This is a genomic window from Streptomyces sp. SID14478, assembly GCF_010548525.1.
Classification (GTDB): domain Bacteria; phylum Actinomycetota; class Actinomycetes; order Streptomycetales; family Streptomycetaceae; genus Streptomyces.
Window position 1 is genome coordinate 1 of record NZ_JAAGMG010000114.1, and the last position, 13,826, is coordinate 13,826.

Below are 13,826 nucleotides of genomic sequence, written 5' to 3' on the forward strand. Positions count from 1 at the left end.
CACGGCGCCGGGCACCGCCGTGCTGTCGCACAAGGCGGCGGACGAGCTGGGCGTCGGCGCCGGCGACACCCTCGCGCTCGGCGGCACTACGCTCCGGGTCACGGCCGTCTCCGGCGACGCCTCCTACAGCCACACCCCGGTCGTGTGGACCGACCTCGGCGACTGGCAGTCCCTCGCGCCGCGCGCCGGGGACAGCGGCGAACAGGCCACCGTCGTCGCCCTCGCCACCACCTCCGGCTACGACGCGGCGGCCGCCGACCGTGCCGCGGACACCTCGACCACCACCGTGCAGGGCGCCCTCGAAGCCATAGGGTCCTACCAGGCGGAGAACGGCTCGCTGCAACTGATGCGCGGCTTCCTCTTCGTCATCTCGGCCCTCGTCATCGGCGCGTTCTTCACCGTGTGGACGATCCAGCGCAGCGCGGACATCGCCGTCCTCAAGGCGCTGGGTTCCTCGACGTCGTACCTGCTGCGCGACGCGCTCGGCCAGGCCGTCGTGCTGCTCGTCGGCGGCGCCGCCCTCGGGACCGCCCTCGCCACGCTGATCGGGGCGTTCGTGCCCGACGGCGTGCCGTTCGTGCTGGAGCCGCTGACCAGCGTCGGCCCCGCCGCCGTGATGATCGTCCTCGGCGTCGTCGGCGCCGCCCTGTCCGTGCGGCGGATCACCGCCGTCGACCCCCTCACCGCGCTCGGGAGCGCCCGATGACCCTGCTGCTCGACGACATCACCCTCACGTACGCCGACGGGGAGGGCCGCCTCACGGCCCTGGACCGGGTGGGTCTGGCCGTCCCGGCGGGGACGGTGACCGCGGTCGTGGGACCGTCGGGGTCGGGGAAGTCCAGCCTGCTGGCCGTCGCCGCGACCCTGGTCACCCCGGACAGCGGCCGCGTGACGATCGACGGGACGGAAGCGACCGGGCTGAGCCGCGCGGACGCGGCCCGGCTGCGGCGCAGGGCCGTCGGCATCGTGTTCCAGCAGCCCAATCTGCTGCCGTCCCTCACCGCGCTGGAACAGCTCCAGGTGATGGCCCACCTGGACGGCCGCCGCCCGGCCGAAGTCCGCTCGCGCGCCCGGGAGTTGCTCGACGGGGTCGGTCTGGCCGAGCTGGCCCACCGGCGCCCGCACCAGCTCTCCGGCGGGCAGCGCCAGCGGGTCAACATCGCGCGGGCGCTGGTGAACGAGCCGCGCGTGCTCCTCGTGGACGAGCCGACCAGCGCGCTGGATCACGAACGGGGGGCCGCCGTGCTGGAGTTGCTGGCGGATCTGACGCGGGCGCGCGGTACGGCGACACTGCTGGTCACGCATGACCGGGGGTGTCTCGGGGTCGCCGACGAGGTGGTCGAGCTGGTGGACGGCCGGCTGGCCGGGGCCGGAGTCTCGCCGTAGCCCCTCGTCCGGGGTGCGGGGAACTGCGCGAACAGCCGCACGGGACCCGCACCCGGCAACGAACCGCTAGGCGCCCGTGCCCGCGCCCGTGCTGGCCAGTGCCTCGGAGAGCTCCCGCGCCACCTGCTGCAGCACGGGCACGATCTTGTCGGTCGCGGCCTCCGTGACACGGCCGGCGGGGCCCGAGATGGAGATGGCCGCGGCGGTGGGGGAGTCGGGAACGGAGACGGCGAGGCAGCGCACCCCGATCTCCTGCTCGTTGTCGTCGACGGCGTAGCCGAGGCCGCGGACCTCCTCCAGCGCGTCGAGGAAGCCGTCCGGCGTGGTGATCGTCTTCTCCGTCGCCGCCGGCATCCCGGTCCGCGCCAGCAGGGCCCGCACCTCGTCGGCGGGCGTGTGCGCGAGCAGCGCCTTGCCCACACCGGTGGAGTGCGGCAGCACCCGGCGCCCGACCTCGGTGAACATCCGCATCGAGTGCTTGGAGGGGACCTGGGCGACGTACACGATCTCGTCCCCGTCGAGCAGCGCCATGTTCGCCGTCTCGCCCGTCTCCTCGACCAGGCGCGCGAGGTAGGGGCGCGCCCAGGTGCCGAGCAGCCGGGCCGCGGACTCGCCGAGCCGGATCAGGCGCGGGCCGAGGGCGTAGCGGCGGTTGGGCTGCTGGCGTACGTAACCGCAGGCGACCAGGGTCCGCATCAGGCGGTGGATCGTCGGCAGGGGCAGGCCGCTGCTCGCGGAGAGTTCGCTGAGGCCCACCTCGCCGCCGGCGTCGGCCATCCGCTCCAGGAGGTCGAAGGCGCGCTCAAGGGACTGGACACCGCCGCTGGGCGCGGACTTGACGGCATCAGTGGTGCTGGCGTTGGACGTCGGCACGGCGCGTTCCTTTCGAGGACAGGCAGGCAGAGGGGCAGCCTATCCGGCTGTTTCGGGCCCGGTGATCCCTTGACCTCTAAGTTCGTCGGTAGCTACGTTCTGCCTGTCGGAATTCTAATTTCACTTTGTGGAAACGTCCATACCCTTGACGGTTCGCGAAGTCAGAGTGAAAACTCCTTCAACAGAACGTTGAATACTGAGGAACGGAGGTCCGGGGTGTCGGACGTCGAACTGGTGCTGCGCTCGACCCGCGTCATCACCCCCGAAGGTACGCGGCCCGCGTCGGTCGCCGTCGCCGAGGGGAAGATCACCGCGGTGCTCGCGCACGACGCGGAGGTGCCGGCGGGGGCCCGGGTCGAAGACTTCGGCGACGACGTCCTGCTGCCCGGCATCGTGGACACGCACGTCCACGTGAACGACCCGGGGCGCACCGAGTGGGAGGGCTTCTGGACCGCCACCCGCGCCGCCGCGGCCGGCGGTATCACGACTCTCGTCGACATGCCGCTCAACTCCCTGCCGCCGACGACGACCGTCGACAACCTCCGCACGAAGCAGGAGGTCGCCGCGTCCAAGGCGCACATCGACGTGGGCTTCTGGGGCGGCGCGCTGCCCGACAACGTCAAGGACCTGCGCCCGCTGCACGACGCCGGTGTCTTCGGCTTCAAGTGCTTCCTGTCGCCGTCCGGCGTCGACGAGTTCCCGCACCTCGACGCCGACCGGCTCACCGCCTCCATGGCCGAGATCGCCGGCTTCGGCGGGCTGCTCATCGTGCACGCCGAGGACCCGCACGAGCTGGACGTCGCCCCGCACCACAGCGGACCGAAGTACGACGACTACCTCGCGACCCGGCCGCGCGTCTCCGAGGACGTCGCGATCAAGGGCCTCATCGACACGGCCAAGAGGATCGGCGCCCGCGTCCACATCCTGCACCTGTCGTCCTCCGACGCGCTGCCGCTGATCGCCGCGGCCAAGGCCGAGGGCGTCCAGCTGACCGTGGAGACCTGTCCGCACTACCTCACGCTCACCGCCGAGGAAGTCCCGGACGGGGCGAGCGAGTTCAAGTGCTGCCCGCCGATCCGGGAGGCCGCCAACCAGGACCTGCTGTGGCAGGCCCTCGCCGACGGCACCATCGACTGCGTCGTCACCGACCACTCGCCGTCCACCGCCGACCTGAAGACCGACGACTTCGCCACCGCCTGGGGCGGCATCTCCGGCCTCCAGCTCAGCCTCTCCGCCATCTGGACGGCGGCCCGCGAGCGCGGGTACTCCCTTGAGGACGTGGTGCGGTGGATGTCCGAGCGGACGTCCGCGCTGGTCGGCCTCGACGACCGCAAGGGCGCCATCGCGGTCGGCCGCGACGCCGACTTCGCGGTGCTCGCCCCCGAGGAGACCTTCACCGTCGACCCGGCCGCGCTCCAGCACCGCAACCGCGTGACCGCCTACGCGGGCAAGACGCTGCACGGCGTCGTCAGGTCGACGTGGCTGGCCGGCGAGCGCATCGTCGCCGACGGCGAGTTCACCGCTCCGCAGGGCAAGCTGCTCGTGCGCGACGAAAGGAACAAGTAAGAGATGTCCGCGAACCCCGCGATACCCAGCTTCACCGGTGACGCCAGCCCCTACGGCGGTGGCGACCCGTACGCCGACTACCGCACCGCGGACTTCCCGTTCACGCAGTACGTCGACCTGGCCGCGCGCACGCTCGGCGCCGGCGTGATCGCCGCGAACGACGAGTTCTTCGCACAGCGCGAGAACCTCCTGGTGGCCACGCCCGCCGAGTTCGACCCGGAGCACTTCGGCCACAAGGGCAAGATCATGGACGGCTGGGAGACCCGCCGTCGCCGCGGCACCGGCCCGGACCACCCCTGGCCCACCGCCGAGGACCACGACTGGGCGCTCGTGCGCCTCGGCGCCCCCGGTGTCGTCCGCGGCATCGTCGTCGACACCGCCCACTTCCGCGGCAACTACCCGCAGGCCGTCTCGGTCGAGGCCACGTCCGTGGCGGGCGCCCCCACGCCCGAGGAACTCCTCTCCGACGACGTCAAGTGGACGACCCTCGTCCCGCGCACGGCCGTCGGCGGCCACGCGGCGAACGGTTTCGCGGTCGACGTCGAGCAGCGCTTCACCCACCTGCGCCTCAACCAGCACCCCGACGGCGGCGTCGCCCGCCTGCGCGTGTACGGCGAGGTCGTCCCGGACCCCAAGTGGCTCGCCACGCTGGGCACGTTCGACGTCGTCGCCCTCGCCAACGGCGGCCGCGCCGAGGACGCCTCGAACCTCTTCTACTCGCCCGCCTCGAACACCATCCAGCCGGGCTACTCCCGCAAGATGGACGACGGCTGGGAGACCCGGCGCCGTCGTGACAACGGCAACGACTGGATCCGCTACCGGCTCGTCGCTCAGTCGCAGATCCGCGCCCTGGAGATCGACACAGCGTACCTGAAGGGCAACTCGGCGGGCTGGGCGTCCGTTTCGGTGAAGGACGGCGAGGACGGGGAGTGGGTCGAGGTCCTGCCCCGCACCCGCCTGCAGCCCGACACGAACCACCGCTTCGTGCTCGACACCCCGGCGGTCGGCACCCACGCCCGCGTCGACATCTTCCCCGACGGCGGCATCTCGCGACTGCGCCTGTTCGGCTCACTCACGGACCAGGGCGCGTCCCAACTGGCGGCACGCCGCGCGGAGTTGGGCGCCTGACCGTCCGTTCGACCTGCGGGGCGCACCGGCCTGACAGCACCGGTGCGCCCCGCATCCGCATGTCCGGGGGCGCTGGGCCCGAGACGACGACCTGAGGCGCCGGCCCGGACGACCACCTGGGACGACCACCTGGGGTGACGGCCCGGATCGACGGCCTGACGGCACTCCCTGGGCTGCGTTCCCTGGACGGCATTCCCTAGGCGGCGTGCCCGCCGTCCACCGCGAGTTCCGCACCCGTCACGTACGTGGCCGCCGGACCCGCCAGGTAGGCGACGGCCGCGGCCACCTCGTCCGCCGTGCCGTACCGGCCGAGCGCCGTCATCTGCGCCTGTCCCGCGGCGTACGGGCCGTCCGCCGGGTTCATGTCCGTGTCGATCGGACCCGGGTGGACGATGTTCGCGGAGATGCCGCGGCCGCCCAACTCCCGTGCCAGCGCCTTCGTCAGACCGATCAGAGCCGACTTGCTCATCGCGTACAGCGTGCCCCCGGGGCCGGGCACGCGCTTGGCCATGCAGGTGCCGATCGTGATGATCCGGCCGCCCTCGCCCATGACCTCGGCCGCGGCCTGCGAGGCGAGGAAGACGCCGCGTACGTTCACCGCGAGCACCCGGTCCACGTCGGCGAGGGACAGCCCCTCCAGCGGGCCGAGCACGCCGATGCCGACGTTGTTGACGAGGACGTCGAGCCGGCCGAGCCGGTCCGCGGCCAGGGTCACCGCGTCCGTCGCCTCGCCCGCGTCCGCCGAGTCGGCGCGCACCGCGAGCCCGCGCCGCCCGAGGCCCTCGATCCGGCGGACCACGTCCTCGGCGGCCTCCTTGCCCTGGACGTAGGTGAGGGCGACGTCGAACCCGTCCGCCGCGAGCCGCAGCGCGGTCGCCGCGCCTATGCCCCGACTGCCGCCGGTCACCAGAGCCACCTTGCCGTTCATGTTCTCTCCTGACGTCATCGGTTCGTCGTGACGGCAAGTAGACCGGCGTACGGGGAGGAGGGCTGGCGGCAAACGGACGCCGAGACCGCGGCCCGCCGCACACGCCGATCTCCCCGCCGTAGCCAGGTAGTTCGCGCCGCGTATACGGTGATCGCCCCGTGCGAGCCACTGCCGTCTCCACAGCCTTCGTGAGCCTTCCTACGTCGCCGGAGACAGCCCTTGAGTGCGCTCGCCCTGCCCGCACCCCGCCCCCGCACCTGGCTCACCGACGTCCCGCTGCTCGCGGTCGCCGTCGTGTGGGGCGCCAGCTACCTCGCGGCCAAGGGCGTCACGACCCGGTCCACCGTGCTCGCGGTCCTCGTCCTGCGCTTCGGCCTCGTGCTGCCCGTGCTCGCCGTGGCAGGGCGCCGCGCGCTGGCCGCCCTGACCGCGGCCCAGTGGCGCGGCGCGGGCACGCTCGGCCTGATCCTCAGCGGCATCTTCCTGCTGGAGACGTACGGCGTCGTGCACACCTCGGCGACCAACGCGGGCCTCATCATCAGCCTCACGATGATCTTCACGCCGCTCGCCGAGGCCGCCGTCACGCGGACCCGGCCCTCCCGCCCGTTCCTGGGCGCGGCCGCGACCTCCGTGCTCGGCGTCGTGCTGCTCACCCAGGGCGGCGGTTTCACGACGCCGTCCGCCGGTGACCTCCTGATGCTGCTCGCCGCACTCGCCCGTACCGTGCACGTGCTGGTCATGGCGCGGCTGAAGTCCGTCCAGGGGGCCGACGCGCTGCCGCTGACGACCGTGCAACTCGGCTCCGCCGTCGTCGTGTTCGCCGTGCTGTGCGCCCTGCCGGGCACGGGCGCGGCGCCGTGGGACGCGGCCGCGGCCTTCCAGGCCGGCGACTGGGCGGGACTGTTGTTCCTGTCCGTCTTCTGCACGCTGTTCGCCTTCTTCGTGCAGATGTGGGCCGTGCGCCGCAGCACCCCGTCCCGCGTCAGCCTCCTGCTGGGCACCGAACCGCTGTGGGCCGCGGCCGTGGGCATCGCGCTGGGCGGGGAGAAGCTGGGCGCGATCGGCCTGCTGGGCGGCGCGCTGGTGCTGGCCGGAACCGCCTGGGGCCGACGCTCGGCAAGTTAACTCATGGAAAACAAGCGGTAGTTGGTGTTGACGTGTACCCGTCTACGCGCGTCACACTAGGGGCATGAAGACACCCCCACGCTTCATCAGCGTCGTATCCCTCGCCGCCGCACTCTTCCTCGGCGGCTCCGCCACGGTCGCCGCGCAGGCCGCCCCGGCCCCGGTCGCCACCGCCGCCACGCCCTCCGCCGCCGCGGTCGGCGACATCTGCTACTCGGCCCTGCCGTCCCAGGCGCACGACACCCTGGACCTCATCGAGCAGGGCGGCCCGTACCCGTACGAGCAGGACGGCGCCGTCTTCCAGAACCGCGAAGGCGTCCTGCCGTCCCAGTCCACCGGCTACTACCACGAGTACACGGTCATCACCCCGGGCTCCTCCGACCGAGGCGCCCGCCGCATCGTCACCGGCTCGGCGACCCAGGACTACTACACGTCCGACCACTACGTGTCGTTCGACCTGGTCGACCACGGCTGCTGAGGCCAGGGCCCGTCCGGGGCCCCAGGCAGGCCTTAGCTTTCCTTCTGGCTCCCGGCGGCCGCGAACAAGGCGATCGCGAGCACGATCAGCGCGATGCTGCCGTAGACCTCGCGGCCGTCGAGGAAGCCGATGTGCTGGATCAGGCCCCAGCCCAGCCAGCCGGTGAACTCGTGGACGAGGCCGACCGCGCCCTGGAGCAGGACGAGGCCGCCGATGACCTCGAGGAGCTGCCGCAGCTGATTCCTGTTCATGCCAGGAACCCTCGCCCCGCGGACCCCCCACCCGCATCGGCCGCGGGGCGAGCCCCGCACGGCACAGGTCGCCCGGCGGGCCGTGCGCGGACGACCAAAGTCGCCGGCCGCGCGACTTTGGTCGACTCCCGTCCGCGCGGCGCGGTGCGCGGCGCCAGCGGTGCGTAGATTTGTCGACCATGGAGGCTTCGCAGCAGACCGGAAACGCCCCGCCGACGGACGAGCCGTCGCTGCGGTGGCGCCGTCGGCTGCTCCCGTCGGCCCTCGCCGACGAACTCGACCTGGCCCCCGACGGCCGGCCCGGCCGCAGGCGGCGCACCGCCCGGGACTGGATCGTCGACTTCTGCTGCTTCCTGATCGCGGTCCTCATCGGGCTGGCCGCCGCCGACCAGCTCGACCAGAACCCGAACCTCCCGCACGACCTCGCCGTCCTCGACCAGCTCATCGGCGCCGCGTCCTGCGCCGCGGTCTGGCTGCGCCGCCGCTGGCCGCTCGGCCTGGCCCTGGCGATGGTGCCGGTCGGCCTGGTGTCCGACAGCGCCGGCGGCGCGGTGGCCATCTCGATCTTCACGCTGGCGGTGCACCGCCCGTTCCGCTACGTCGCCTGGATCGCCGGGACCTCGATCCTGCTGGTCCCGGTGTTCTTCTGGCTGCGCCCCTCCCCGAGCGACCCCTTCCTGGTGTCGGTCGCCTTCACCGTGATCATCGCGGTGACCTGCGTCGGCTGGGGCATGTTCGTCCGCTCCCGCCGCCAGCTGCTCATGTCGCTGCGGGACCGCGCCCACCGCGCCGAGACCGAGGCCGCCCTGCGCGCCGAGCAGGCGCAGCGGCTCGCCCGGGAGGCCATCGCCCGCGAGATGCACGACGTCCTCGCCCACCGCCTGACGCTGCTCAGCGTGCACGCGGGCGCCCTGGAGTTCCGGCCCGACGCGCCCCAGCCGGAGATCGCGCGGGCCGCGGGCGTCATCCGGGAGAGCGCGCACGAGGCGCTGCAGGACCTGCGCGAGATCATCGGCGTGCTGCGCGCGGAGGACCACGGCGAGGAGTCCGGCCGGCCCCAGCCCACGCTCGTCGCCCTGGACGCGCTGATCGCCGAGTCCCGCGAGGCCGGCATGAAGGTCAGCATCGACAACCGCGTCGCCGACCCCGAGGCCGTGCCCGCCTCCACGGGCCGCACCGCCTACCGCATCGCCCAGGAAGGCCTGACCAACGCCCGCAAGCACGCCCCCGGCGCCGAGGTCGCCGTCCACGTCGCGGGCGCCCCCGGCGAGGGCCTCACCGTCACCGTCAGCAATCCGCCGCCGCCCGGCGAGGTGCCGCACGTCCCCGGCTCCGGACAGGGACTGATCGGCCTGACCGAACGCGCCGGCCTGGCGGGCGGCCGCCTCGACCACGGCCCCGGCGACGAGGGCGGCTTCACCGTCCGGGCGTGGCTGCCGTGGAGCGCGTGACCGGCGCGCCCGGCGAAGATCCGGCCTTGGCTACGGTGGAGGCCATGAACCCGATCCGCTTGCTGCTCGTCGACGACGACCCCCTGGTCCGCTCGGGCCTGACCCTCATGCTGGGCGGGGCGGACGACGTCGAGATCGTCGGCGAGGCGGCCGACGGCGAACAGGCCCTCGCGGTCGCGGGCACGGTCCGGCCCGACGTGGTCCTCATGGACATCCGGATGCCGGCCATGGACGGGCTCACCGCCACCGAACGGCTGCGCGCCCGGGCCGACGCCCCCGAGGTCGTCGTCCTCACGACCTTCCACGCCGACGAACAGGTGCTGCGGGCACTGCGCGCGGGCGCCGCCGGCTTCGTCCTCAAGGACGCCACCCCCACCGAGATCCTGAGCGCCGTGCGCTGCGTCGCCGCCGGCGACCCCGTCCTGTCGCCCGCCGTCACCCGCCAGCTGATGACCCACGCCGCGGCCTCCGAGCGCGAGGTGCGCACCGCGGGCGCCCGCGTTCGCCTCGGCGAACTGGCCGAGCGCGAGCGGGACGTCGCCGTCGAGGTCGGCCGCGGCAAGTCCAACGCGGAGATCGCCGCGACCCTCTACATGAGCGTCGCCACCGTCAAGACGCACGTCTCGCGCATCATGACCAAGCTCGACCTCAACAACCGGGTGCAGATCGCCCTGTTGGTCCACGACGCGGGTCTGCTCGACGGGTAGCGCCGGGCGGAAGCGGTAAATTCGCACCATGATCTAAGCGTTGGGTGAACGGGGAGGGGTGCAGCGAGGGATGGCAGGACCACGCCGGCGGACGGTGCGCGATCTGCGCCGGGGCAACCGGGCCACCGTATTGAGCAAGCTCTACTTCGACGGACCCCTCAGCAGACAGGAACTGGGCCCCCTCACCGCACTCAGCTCGGGCTCCATCAGCAACGTCGTCGCCGAACTCGTCGCCGACGGGGTCGTGGAGGAGGCGGGCTCCGTCGACTCCGACGGCGGCCGGCCTCGCACCCTGCTGCGCGTCGCGCCCGGCAGCGGACACGTCGTCGGCGTGGACGTCGGCGAGACCCGGGTGCGCGTCGAGCTGTTCGACCTGTCCCTGAGCGAACTGGCCCGCGCGGACGCCCCGTTGCCCGACGCCGGGCCGGACGGCACGTACGACGCGCACGAGATCGTACGTCTCATCGCCGCCGGCCTCACCCAGGTGCTGGACGGGGCCGGCGTGGCGCCCGCGTCCCTCATCGGCGTCGGCATAGGGGTCCCCGGCATCGTGGAGGCCGCCGGCCCCGCCGGCGCCGTCGTGCACGGCCAGACCATCGGCTGGGATGCCGTCCCGCTGGAGGCGATGCTGCGCGCCCCCGGCGAACTCCCGCCGCAGATCCCGCTGTTCGTGGACAACGGCGCCAAGACGCTGGGCCGCGCCGAGATGTGGTTCGGCGCGGGCCGCGGCGCCCGCAACGCCGTGATCACCCTGATCGGCTCGGGCGTGGGCGCCTGCGTGATCGCCGACGGCGTGCCCTACCAGGGCTCCTCCAGCAGCGCGGGGGAGTGGGGCCACACCGTCCTGCGGGTCGGCGGACGGGTCTGCCGGTGCGGGGCGCGCGGCTGCCTGGAGGCGTACGTCGGCGCCGAGGCGCTCCTCGAACGGTGGCGGGAGAGTGGCGGCAGCTGGACCTCGCCGGACGAGGAGGGCGCGCTCGCCGAACTCCTCACCGCGCCCGACACCGGCCAACTCCTGGACGAGACCGCCGAGTTCCTCGGCGCGGGCATCGCCGACCTGGTCAACCTCTTCAACCCGGAGCGGATCGTCGTCGCCGGCTGGGCGGGCCTGCTGCTCGGCCCGCGGCTCATCGAACCGGTGCGCCGCGCGGCCGCCGCGTACGCGCTGCGCCAGCCCTTCGCGCAGACCACCGTCGAACTCGGTCTCCTCGGGACGGACGCCGTGACGGTGGGCGCGGCGACCCTGCCGCTCGGCCGCTTCCTGGAGACCGGCGGGGTGCGGCGGGAACTCCACGCGGGCGGCGAGAGTCGGATGGGGTAGGCACACGGAAGGAAACGGGTGCGCACGAGCAGTGACCGGCGGCCGGAGAGAGCAGGAGTACGCAGTCATGTCGGAGCAGAGCGGGATCATCGACCTCGGTGAATTCGCGGACGGCGCGCAGGCGTTCGCCGCGGACCCCTACCCCGTGTACGACGCGCTGCGCAGGCGCGGCGCCGTGCACCGTGTCCGCACGCCGGGCCCCGGGCCCACCGAGGAGCTCTACCTGATCGTCGGGCACGAGGCGTCCAAGGCCGCGTTCACCGACCCTCGGCTGGTCAAGAGCCCGCCCTGGGGCTTCGACGACGCCCTCATCGGCCGGCACCTGCTGTTCGCGGACCCGCCCGAGCACGGCAGGCTGCGGTCCCTGGTCAGCCGGGAGTTCACCGCGCGCCGGGTCGCGGGGCTCGCGCCGCGCATCCAGAAGATCACGGACGAGCTGCTCGACGACATGGTGCCGCGGGGCTCCGCCGACCTGATCGCGGCCCTGGCCTTCCCGCTCCCCCTCGTCGTCATCTGCGAACTGCTCGGCGTCCCCGACATCGACCGCGGCCGCTTCCGCCGGATGTCGACACAGGTGGTCGCGCCGACGAGCACCGAGGAGGACGCGAACGCCATCGTCGAACTGAGCGACTTCCTCGATGAGTTGATCGAGGACAAGCGCTGCGCCGCCCCCGCCGACGACCTGCTGGGCGCGCTCATCAGGACCACCGCGGAGGACGGCGACCGGCTCTCCGCCGCGGAGCTGAAGGCCATGGCCTTCCTGCTCCTGATCGCCGGCCACGAGACGACGGTCAACCTGATCGGCAACGGCGTGCGCGCCCTCCTGTCCCACCCCGAGCAACTCGCGGCCCTGCGCGCCGACATGGGCCTGCTCGACGGCGCGGTGGAGGAGATGCTGCGCTACGACGGCCCGGTGGAGACCGCCACGCACCGCTTCGCCGCGGAGTCGTTCGCGATCGACGGCACGGTGATCCCGCAAGGCGCACCCGTTCTGATCGGCATCGGCTCCGCGGACCGCGACGCGCAGCGCTTCCCCGAGGCGGACACCTTCGACATCCGGCGCGAGCCCCGGGGTCATCTGGCGTTCGGCCACGGCATCCACTTCTGCCTGGGCGCCCCGCTGGCCCGCATCGAGGGACGGACGGCGATCCGCTCCCTGCTGGAGCGCTGCCCGGACCTGGCGGCGGACGGCGAGCCGGACGCCTGGCTGCCCGGAGTGCTGATGCGCGGGGTTCGTACACTGCGGGTGCGCTGGTAGCCGCAGACCCGTCGTCAGGAGCAGCTCCGATGTCCACCGGTCCCGTCTTCGACCTCGAACTCGCCCAGAAGGCCCTGGAAGCACAGCCGTTCAGCAGGCTGCTGAAGGCCCGCATCACGCAGTTCGGCGACGGAGAGGCGACCCTCGTACTGGACATCCGCCCCGAACTCCACCAGCAGAACGGCTACGTGCACGGCGGCGTCCTCGCCTACGCCGCGGACAACGCCCTGACGTTCGCCGCGGGCGCGGCCCTCGGCCCGTCCGTCCTCACCTCGGGCTTCTCCATCCAGTACGTCCGCCCGGCGCAGGGGACGACGCTGACGGCCCGCGCGAGCGTGGTGAGCGCGGGCCGCAGACAGGCGGTGGTCCGGGTGGACCTGAAGGTGGCGGACGACCAGGGCGCGGAGAAGCTGTGCGCGGTGGCACAGGGGACCGTGCTGACGGTATAGGGCCCCAAGGACGGCGCCAGGCCCACTAGGCACGCGGGAAGCGCGCGACCGGCCACGCTCCACCGGCACGCGCCCACGGAGCGAACCACCGACGGCGGGACGGCGTCACCGGCAGGGCCGGGGCGATCAACCCGCGGCCACCTCGTCCACCCGCACCACCCTCCGCTCGGCCCGCGAGACCTCGCACGCCTCGGCGACCCGCAGCGCGGCCAGCGCCTCCCAGCCGTCGCAGGGGTTGGCCCGCTCCCCGCGCACCACATCGACGAAGGCCTTCAGCTCGGCCTCGTAGGCGGGGGCGAACCGCTCCAGGAACCCGGGCCACGGCTTGTCCGCGGCGCCCGGACCGGCCGGCTCCGTGGAGGTGACGGGAGTGCGGTCGTCGAGGCCGACGACGACCGTGTCCCGCTCGCCGGAGAGCTCCATGCGCACGTCGTAGCCCGCGCCGTTGCACCGCGTCGCCGTGGCCGTGGCCAGCGTCCCGTCGTCCAGCGTCAGGACGACCGCCGCGGTGTCCACGTCCCCCGCCTCCCGGAACATCGCGGGCCCCGCGTCGGACCCGGCCGCGTACACCTCGACGACCTCCCGTCCGGTCACCCAGCGCAGTGCGTCGAAGTCGTGCACCAGGCAGTCCCGGTACAGACCGCCGGAGAGCGGCAGGTACGCGGCGGGCGGCGGCGCCGGGTCGGACGTCGTCGCCCGCACCGTGTGTAGCCGGCCCAGCCGATCCGCCCGCACGGCCTCGCGCGCGGCCGCGTACCCGGCGTCGAAGCGTCGCTGGAAGCCGAGTTGGAGCACCGTGCCCGCGCTCTCGACCTCGTGCAGCGCGGCCAGCGTCCCGGGCAGATCGAGCGCGATCGGCTTCTCGCAGAACACCGGGAGCCCGGCCCGCGCGGCGCGCCCGATCA

General features: G+C 73.2%; 15 protein-coding genes. 11 read left to right on the forward strand and 4 right to left on the reverse strand.

Features of this window, described 5'->3' with window-relative positions; genetic code table 11:
- Together G3I40_RS04665 and G3I40_RS04670 are read left to right on the forward strand one after the other, a co-directional pair.
- On the forward strand, positions 1–706 hold a 706-nt coding region (locus G3I40_RS04665), incomplete at its 5' end, for an ABC transporter permease (protein ID WP_164300876.1).
- A complete protein-coding gene (locus tag G3I40_RS04670) occupies positions 703–1,386 on the forward strand; it encodes an ABC transporter ATP-binding protein (RefSeq protein WP_164300877.1) in 684 nt (227 codons plus the stop codon). The genes G3I40_RS04665 and G3I40_RS04670, both read left to right, overlap by 4 nt.
- A 66-nt stretch (positions 1,387–1,452) precedes the next feature.
- On the opposite strand, the gene G3I40_RS04675 is transcribed toward G3I40_RS04670, so the two are convergent.
- Positions 1,453–2,259, reverse strand: a complete 807-nt coding sequence (locus G3I40_RS04675) for an IclR family transcriptional regulator (RefSeq protein WP_164300878.1) — start codon at positions 2,257–2,259, stop codon at positions 1,453–1,455.
- Between the two features lie 216 nt (positions 2,260–2,475).
- Here G3I40_RS04675 and allB point away from each other — a divergent pair, with 216 nt between their 5' ends.
- Positions 2,476–3,825 carry an allantoinase AllB gene (allB, locus tag G3I40_RS04680; RefSeq protein ID WP_164300879.1) on the forward strand — a complete coding sequence of 450 codons (1,350 nt, stop codon included), beginning with the start codon at positions 2,476–2,478 and terminating at the stop codon, positions 3,823–3,825.
- 3 nt (positions 3,826–3,828) lie between these two features.
- Positions 3,829–4,953, forward strand: coding sequence for an allantoicase (gene alc, locus G3I40_RS04685; RefSeq protein WP_164300880.1), 1,125 nt, complete (start codon positions 3,829–3,831; stop codon positions 4,951–4,953).
- 196 nt (positions 4,954–5,149) lie between these two features.
- On the opposite strand, the gene G3I40_RS04690 is transcribed toward alc, so the two are convergent.
- Entirely contained in the window at positions 5,150–5,881 is a 732-nt protein-coding gene (locus tag G3I40_RS04690) for a 3-oxoacyl-ACP reductase family protein (protein ID WP_203643460.1), read from the reverse strand.
- Positions 5,882–6,100: 219 nt separating this feature from the next.
- Between G3I40_RS04690 and G3I40_RS04695 the strand changes: the two genes are divergently transcribed.
- Both G3I40_RS04695 and G3I40_RS04700 read left to right on the forward strand, forming a co-directional pair.
- Positions 6,101–7,006 carry a DMT family transporter gene (locus tag G3I40_RS04695; RefSeq protein WP_164300882.1) on the forward strand — a complete coding sequence of 302 codons (906 nt, stop codon included), beginning with the start codon at positions 6,101–6,103 and terminating at the stop codon, positions 7,004–7,006.
- Positions 7,007–7,070: 64 nt separating this feature from the next.
- Positions 7,071–7,484: a ribonuclease domain-containing protein gene (locus G3I40_RS04700; RefSeq protein ID WP_164300883.1), complete on the forward strand. Its 414-nt coding sequence runs from the start codon at positions 7,071–7,073 to the stop codon at positions 7,482–7,484.
- 32 nt (positions 7,485–7,516) lie between these two features.
- On the opposite strand, the gene G3I40_RS04705 is transcribed toward G3I40_RS04700, so the two are convergent.
- Positions 7,517–7,735 (reverse strand): hypothetical protein, encoded by a 219-nt coding sequence (locus tag G3I40_RS04705; RefSeq protein ID WP_239091537.1) that lies wholly within the window; start codon positions 7,733–7,735, stop codon positions 7,517–7,519.
- Between the two features lie 179 nt (positions 7,736–7,914).
- Here G3I40_RS04705 and G3I40_RS04710 point away from each other — a divergent pair, with 179 nt between their 5' ends.
- The 5 genes from G3I40_RS04710 to G3I40_RS04730 all read left to right on the forward strand — a co-directional run bounded on the left by G3I40_RS04710 (position 7,915) and on the right by G3I40_RS04730 (position 12,921).
- Complete coding sequence (locus G3I40_RS04710) at positions 7,915–9,186, forward strand: histidine kinase (protein WP_164300884.1); 1,272 nt, start codon at positions 7,915–7,917, stop codon at positions 9,184–9,186.
- 44 nt (positions 9,187–9,230) lie between these two features.
- A complete protein-coding gene (locus tag G3I40_RS04715) occupies positions 9,231–9,893 on the forward strand; it encodes a response regulator transcription factor (RefSeq protein WP_164300885.1) in 663 nt (220 codons plus the stop codon).
- A 70-nt stretch (positions 9,894–9,963) separates the two neighbouring features.
- Positions 9,964–11,214, forward strand: coding sequence for an ROK family protein (locus G3I40_RS04720; RefSeq protein WP_164300886.1), 1,251 nt, complete (start codon positions 9,964–9,966; stop codon positions 11,212–11,214).
- 67 nt (positions 11,215–11,281) lie between these two features.
- Positions 11,282–12,472 (forward strand): cytochrome P450, encoded by a 1,191-nt coding sequence (locus G3I40_RS04725; protein WP_203643462.1) that lies wholly within the window; start codon positions 11,282–11,284, stop codon positions 12,470–12,472.
- Between the two features lie 29 nt (positions 12,473–12,501).
- Positions 12,502–12,921, forward strand: coding sequence for a PaaI family thioesterase (locus tag G3I40_RS04730; protein ID WP_164300887.1), 420 nt, complete (start codon positions 12,502–12,504; stop codon positions 12,919–12,921).
- A 126-nt stretch (positions 12,922–13,047) separates the two neighbouring features.
- On the opposite strand, the gene G3I40_RS04735 is transcribed toward G3I40_RS04730, so the two are convergent.
- Positions 13,048–13,826: Gfo/Idh/MocA family oxidoreductase (locus G3I40_RS04735; RefSeq protein WP_164300888.1), on the reverse strand; the 779-nt coding region annotated here is incomplete at its 5' end.

What these genes read in the sequence shown, in the direction of transcription:
- G3I40_RS04670 (WP_164300877.1), top strand. Translation starts at nt 703, where the DNA reads ATGACCCTGCTGCTCGACGACATCACCCTCACGTACGCCGACGGGGAG.
- alc (WP_164300880.1), top strand. Translation starts at nt 3,829, where the DNA reads ATGTCCGCGAACCCCGCGATACCCAGCTTCACCGGTGACGCCAGCCCC.
- G3I40_RS04690 (WP_203643460.1), bottom strand. Translation starts at nt 5,881, where the DNA reads ATGAACGGCAAGGTGGCTCTGGTGACCGGCGGCAGTCGGGGCATAGGC.
- G3I40_RS04700 (WP_164300883.1), top strand. Translation starts at nt 7,071, where the DNA reads ATGAAGACACCCCCACGCTTCATCAGCGTCGTATCCCTCGCCGCCGCA.
- G3I40_RS04705 (WP_239091537.1), bottom strand. Translation starts at nt 7,735, where the DNA reads ATGAACAGGAATCAGCTGCGGCAGCTCCTCGAGGTCATCGGCGGCCTC.
- G3I40_RS04730 (WP_164300887.1), top strand. Translation starts at nt 12,502, where the DNA reads ATGTCCACCGGTCCCGTCTTCGACCTCGAACTCGCCCAGAAGGCCCTG.
- G3I40_RS04720 (WP_164300886.1), top strand. Translation starts at nt 9,964, where the DNA reads ATGGCAGGACCACGCCGGCGGACGGTGCGCGATCTGCGCCGGGGCAAC.
- G3I40_RS04725 (WP_203643462.1), top strand. Translation starts at nt 11,282, where the DNA reads ATGTCGGAGCAGAGCGGGATCATCGACCTCGGTGAATTCGCGGACGGC.
- G3I40_RS04710 (WP_164300884.1), top strand. Translation starts at nt 7,915, where the DNA reads ATGGAGGCTTCGCAGCAGACCGGAAACGCCCCGCCGACGGACGAGCCG.
- G3I40_RS04715 (WP_164300885.1), top strand. Translation starts at nt 9,231, where the DNA reads ATGAACCCGATCCGCTTGCTGCTCGTCGACGACGACCCCCTGGTCCGC.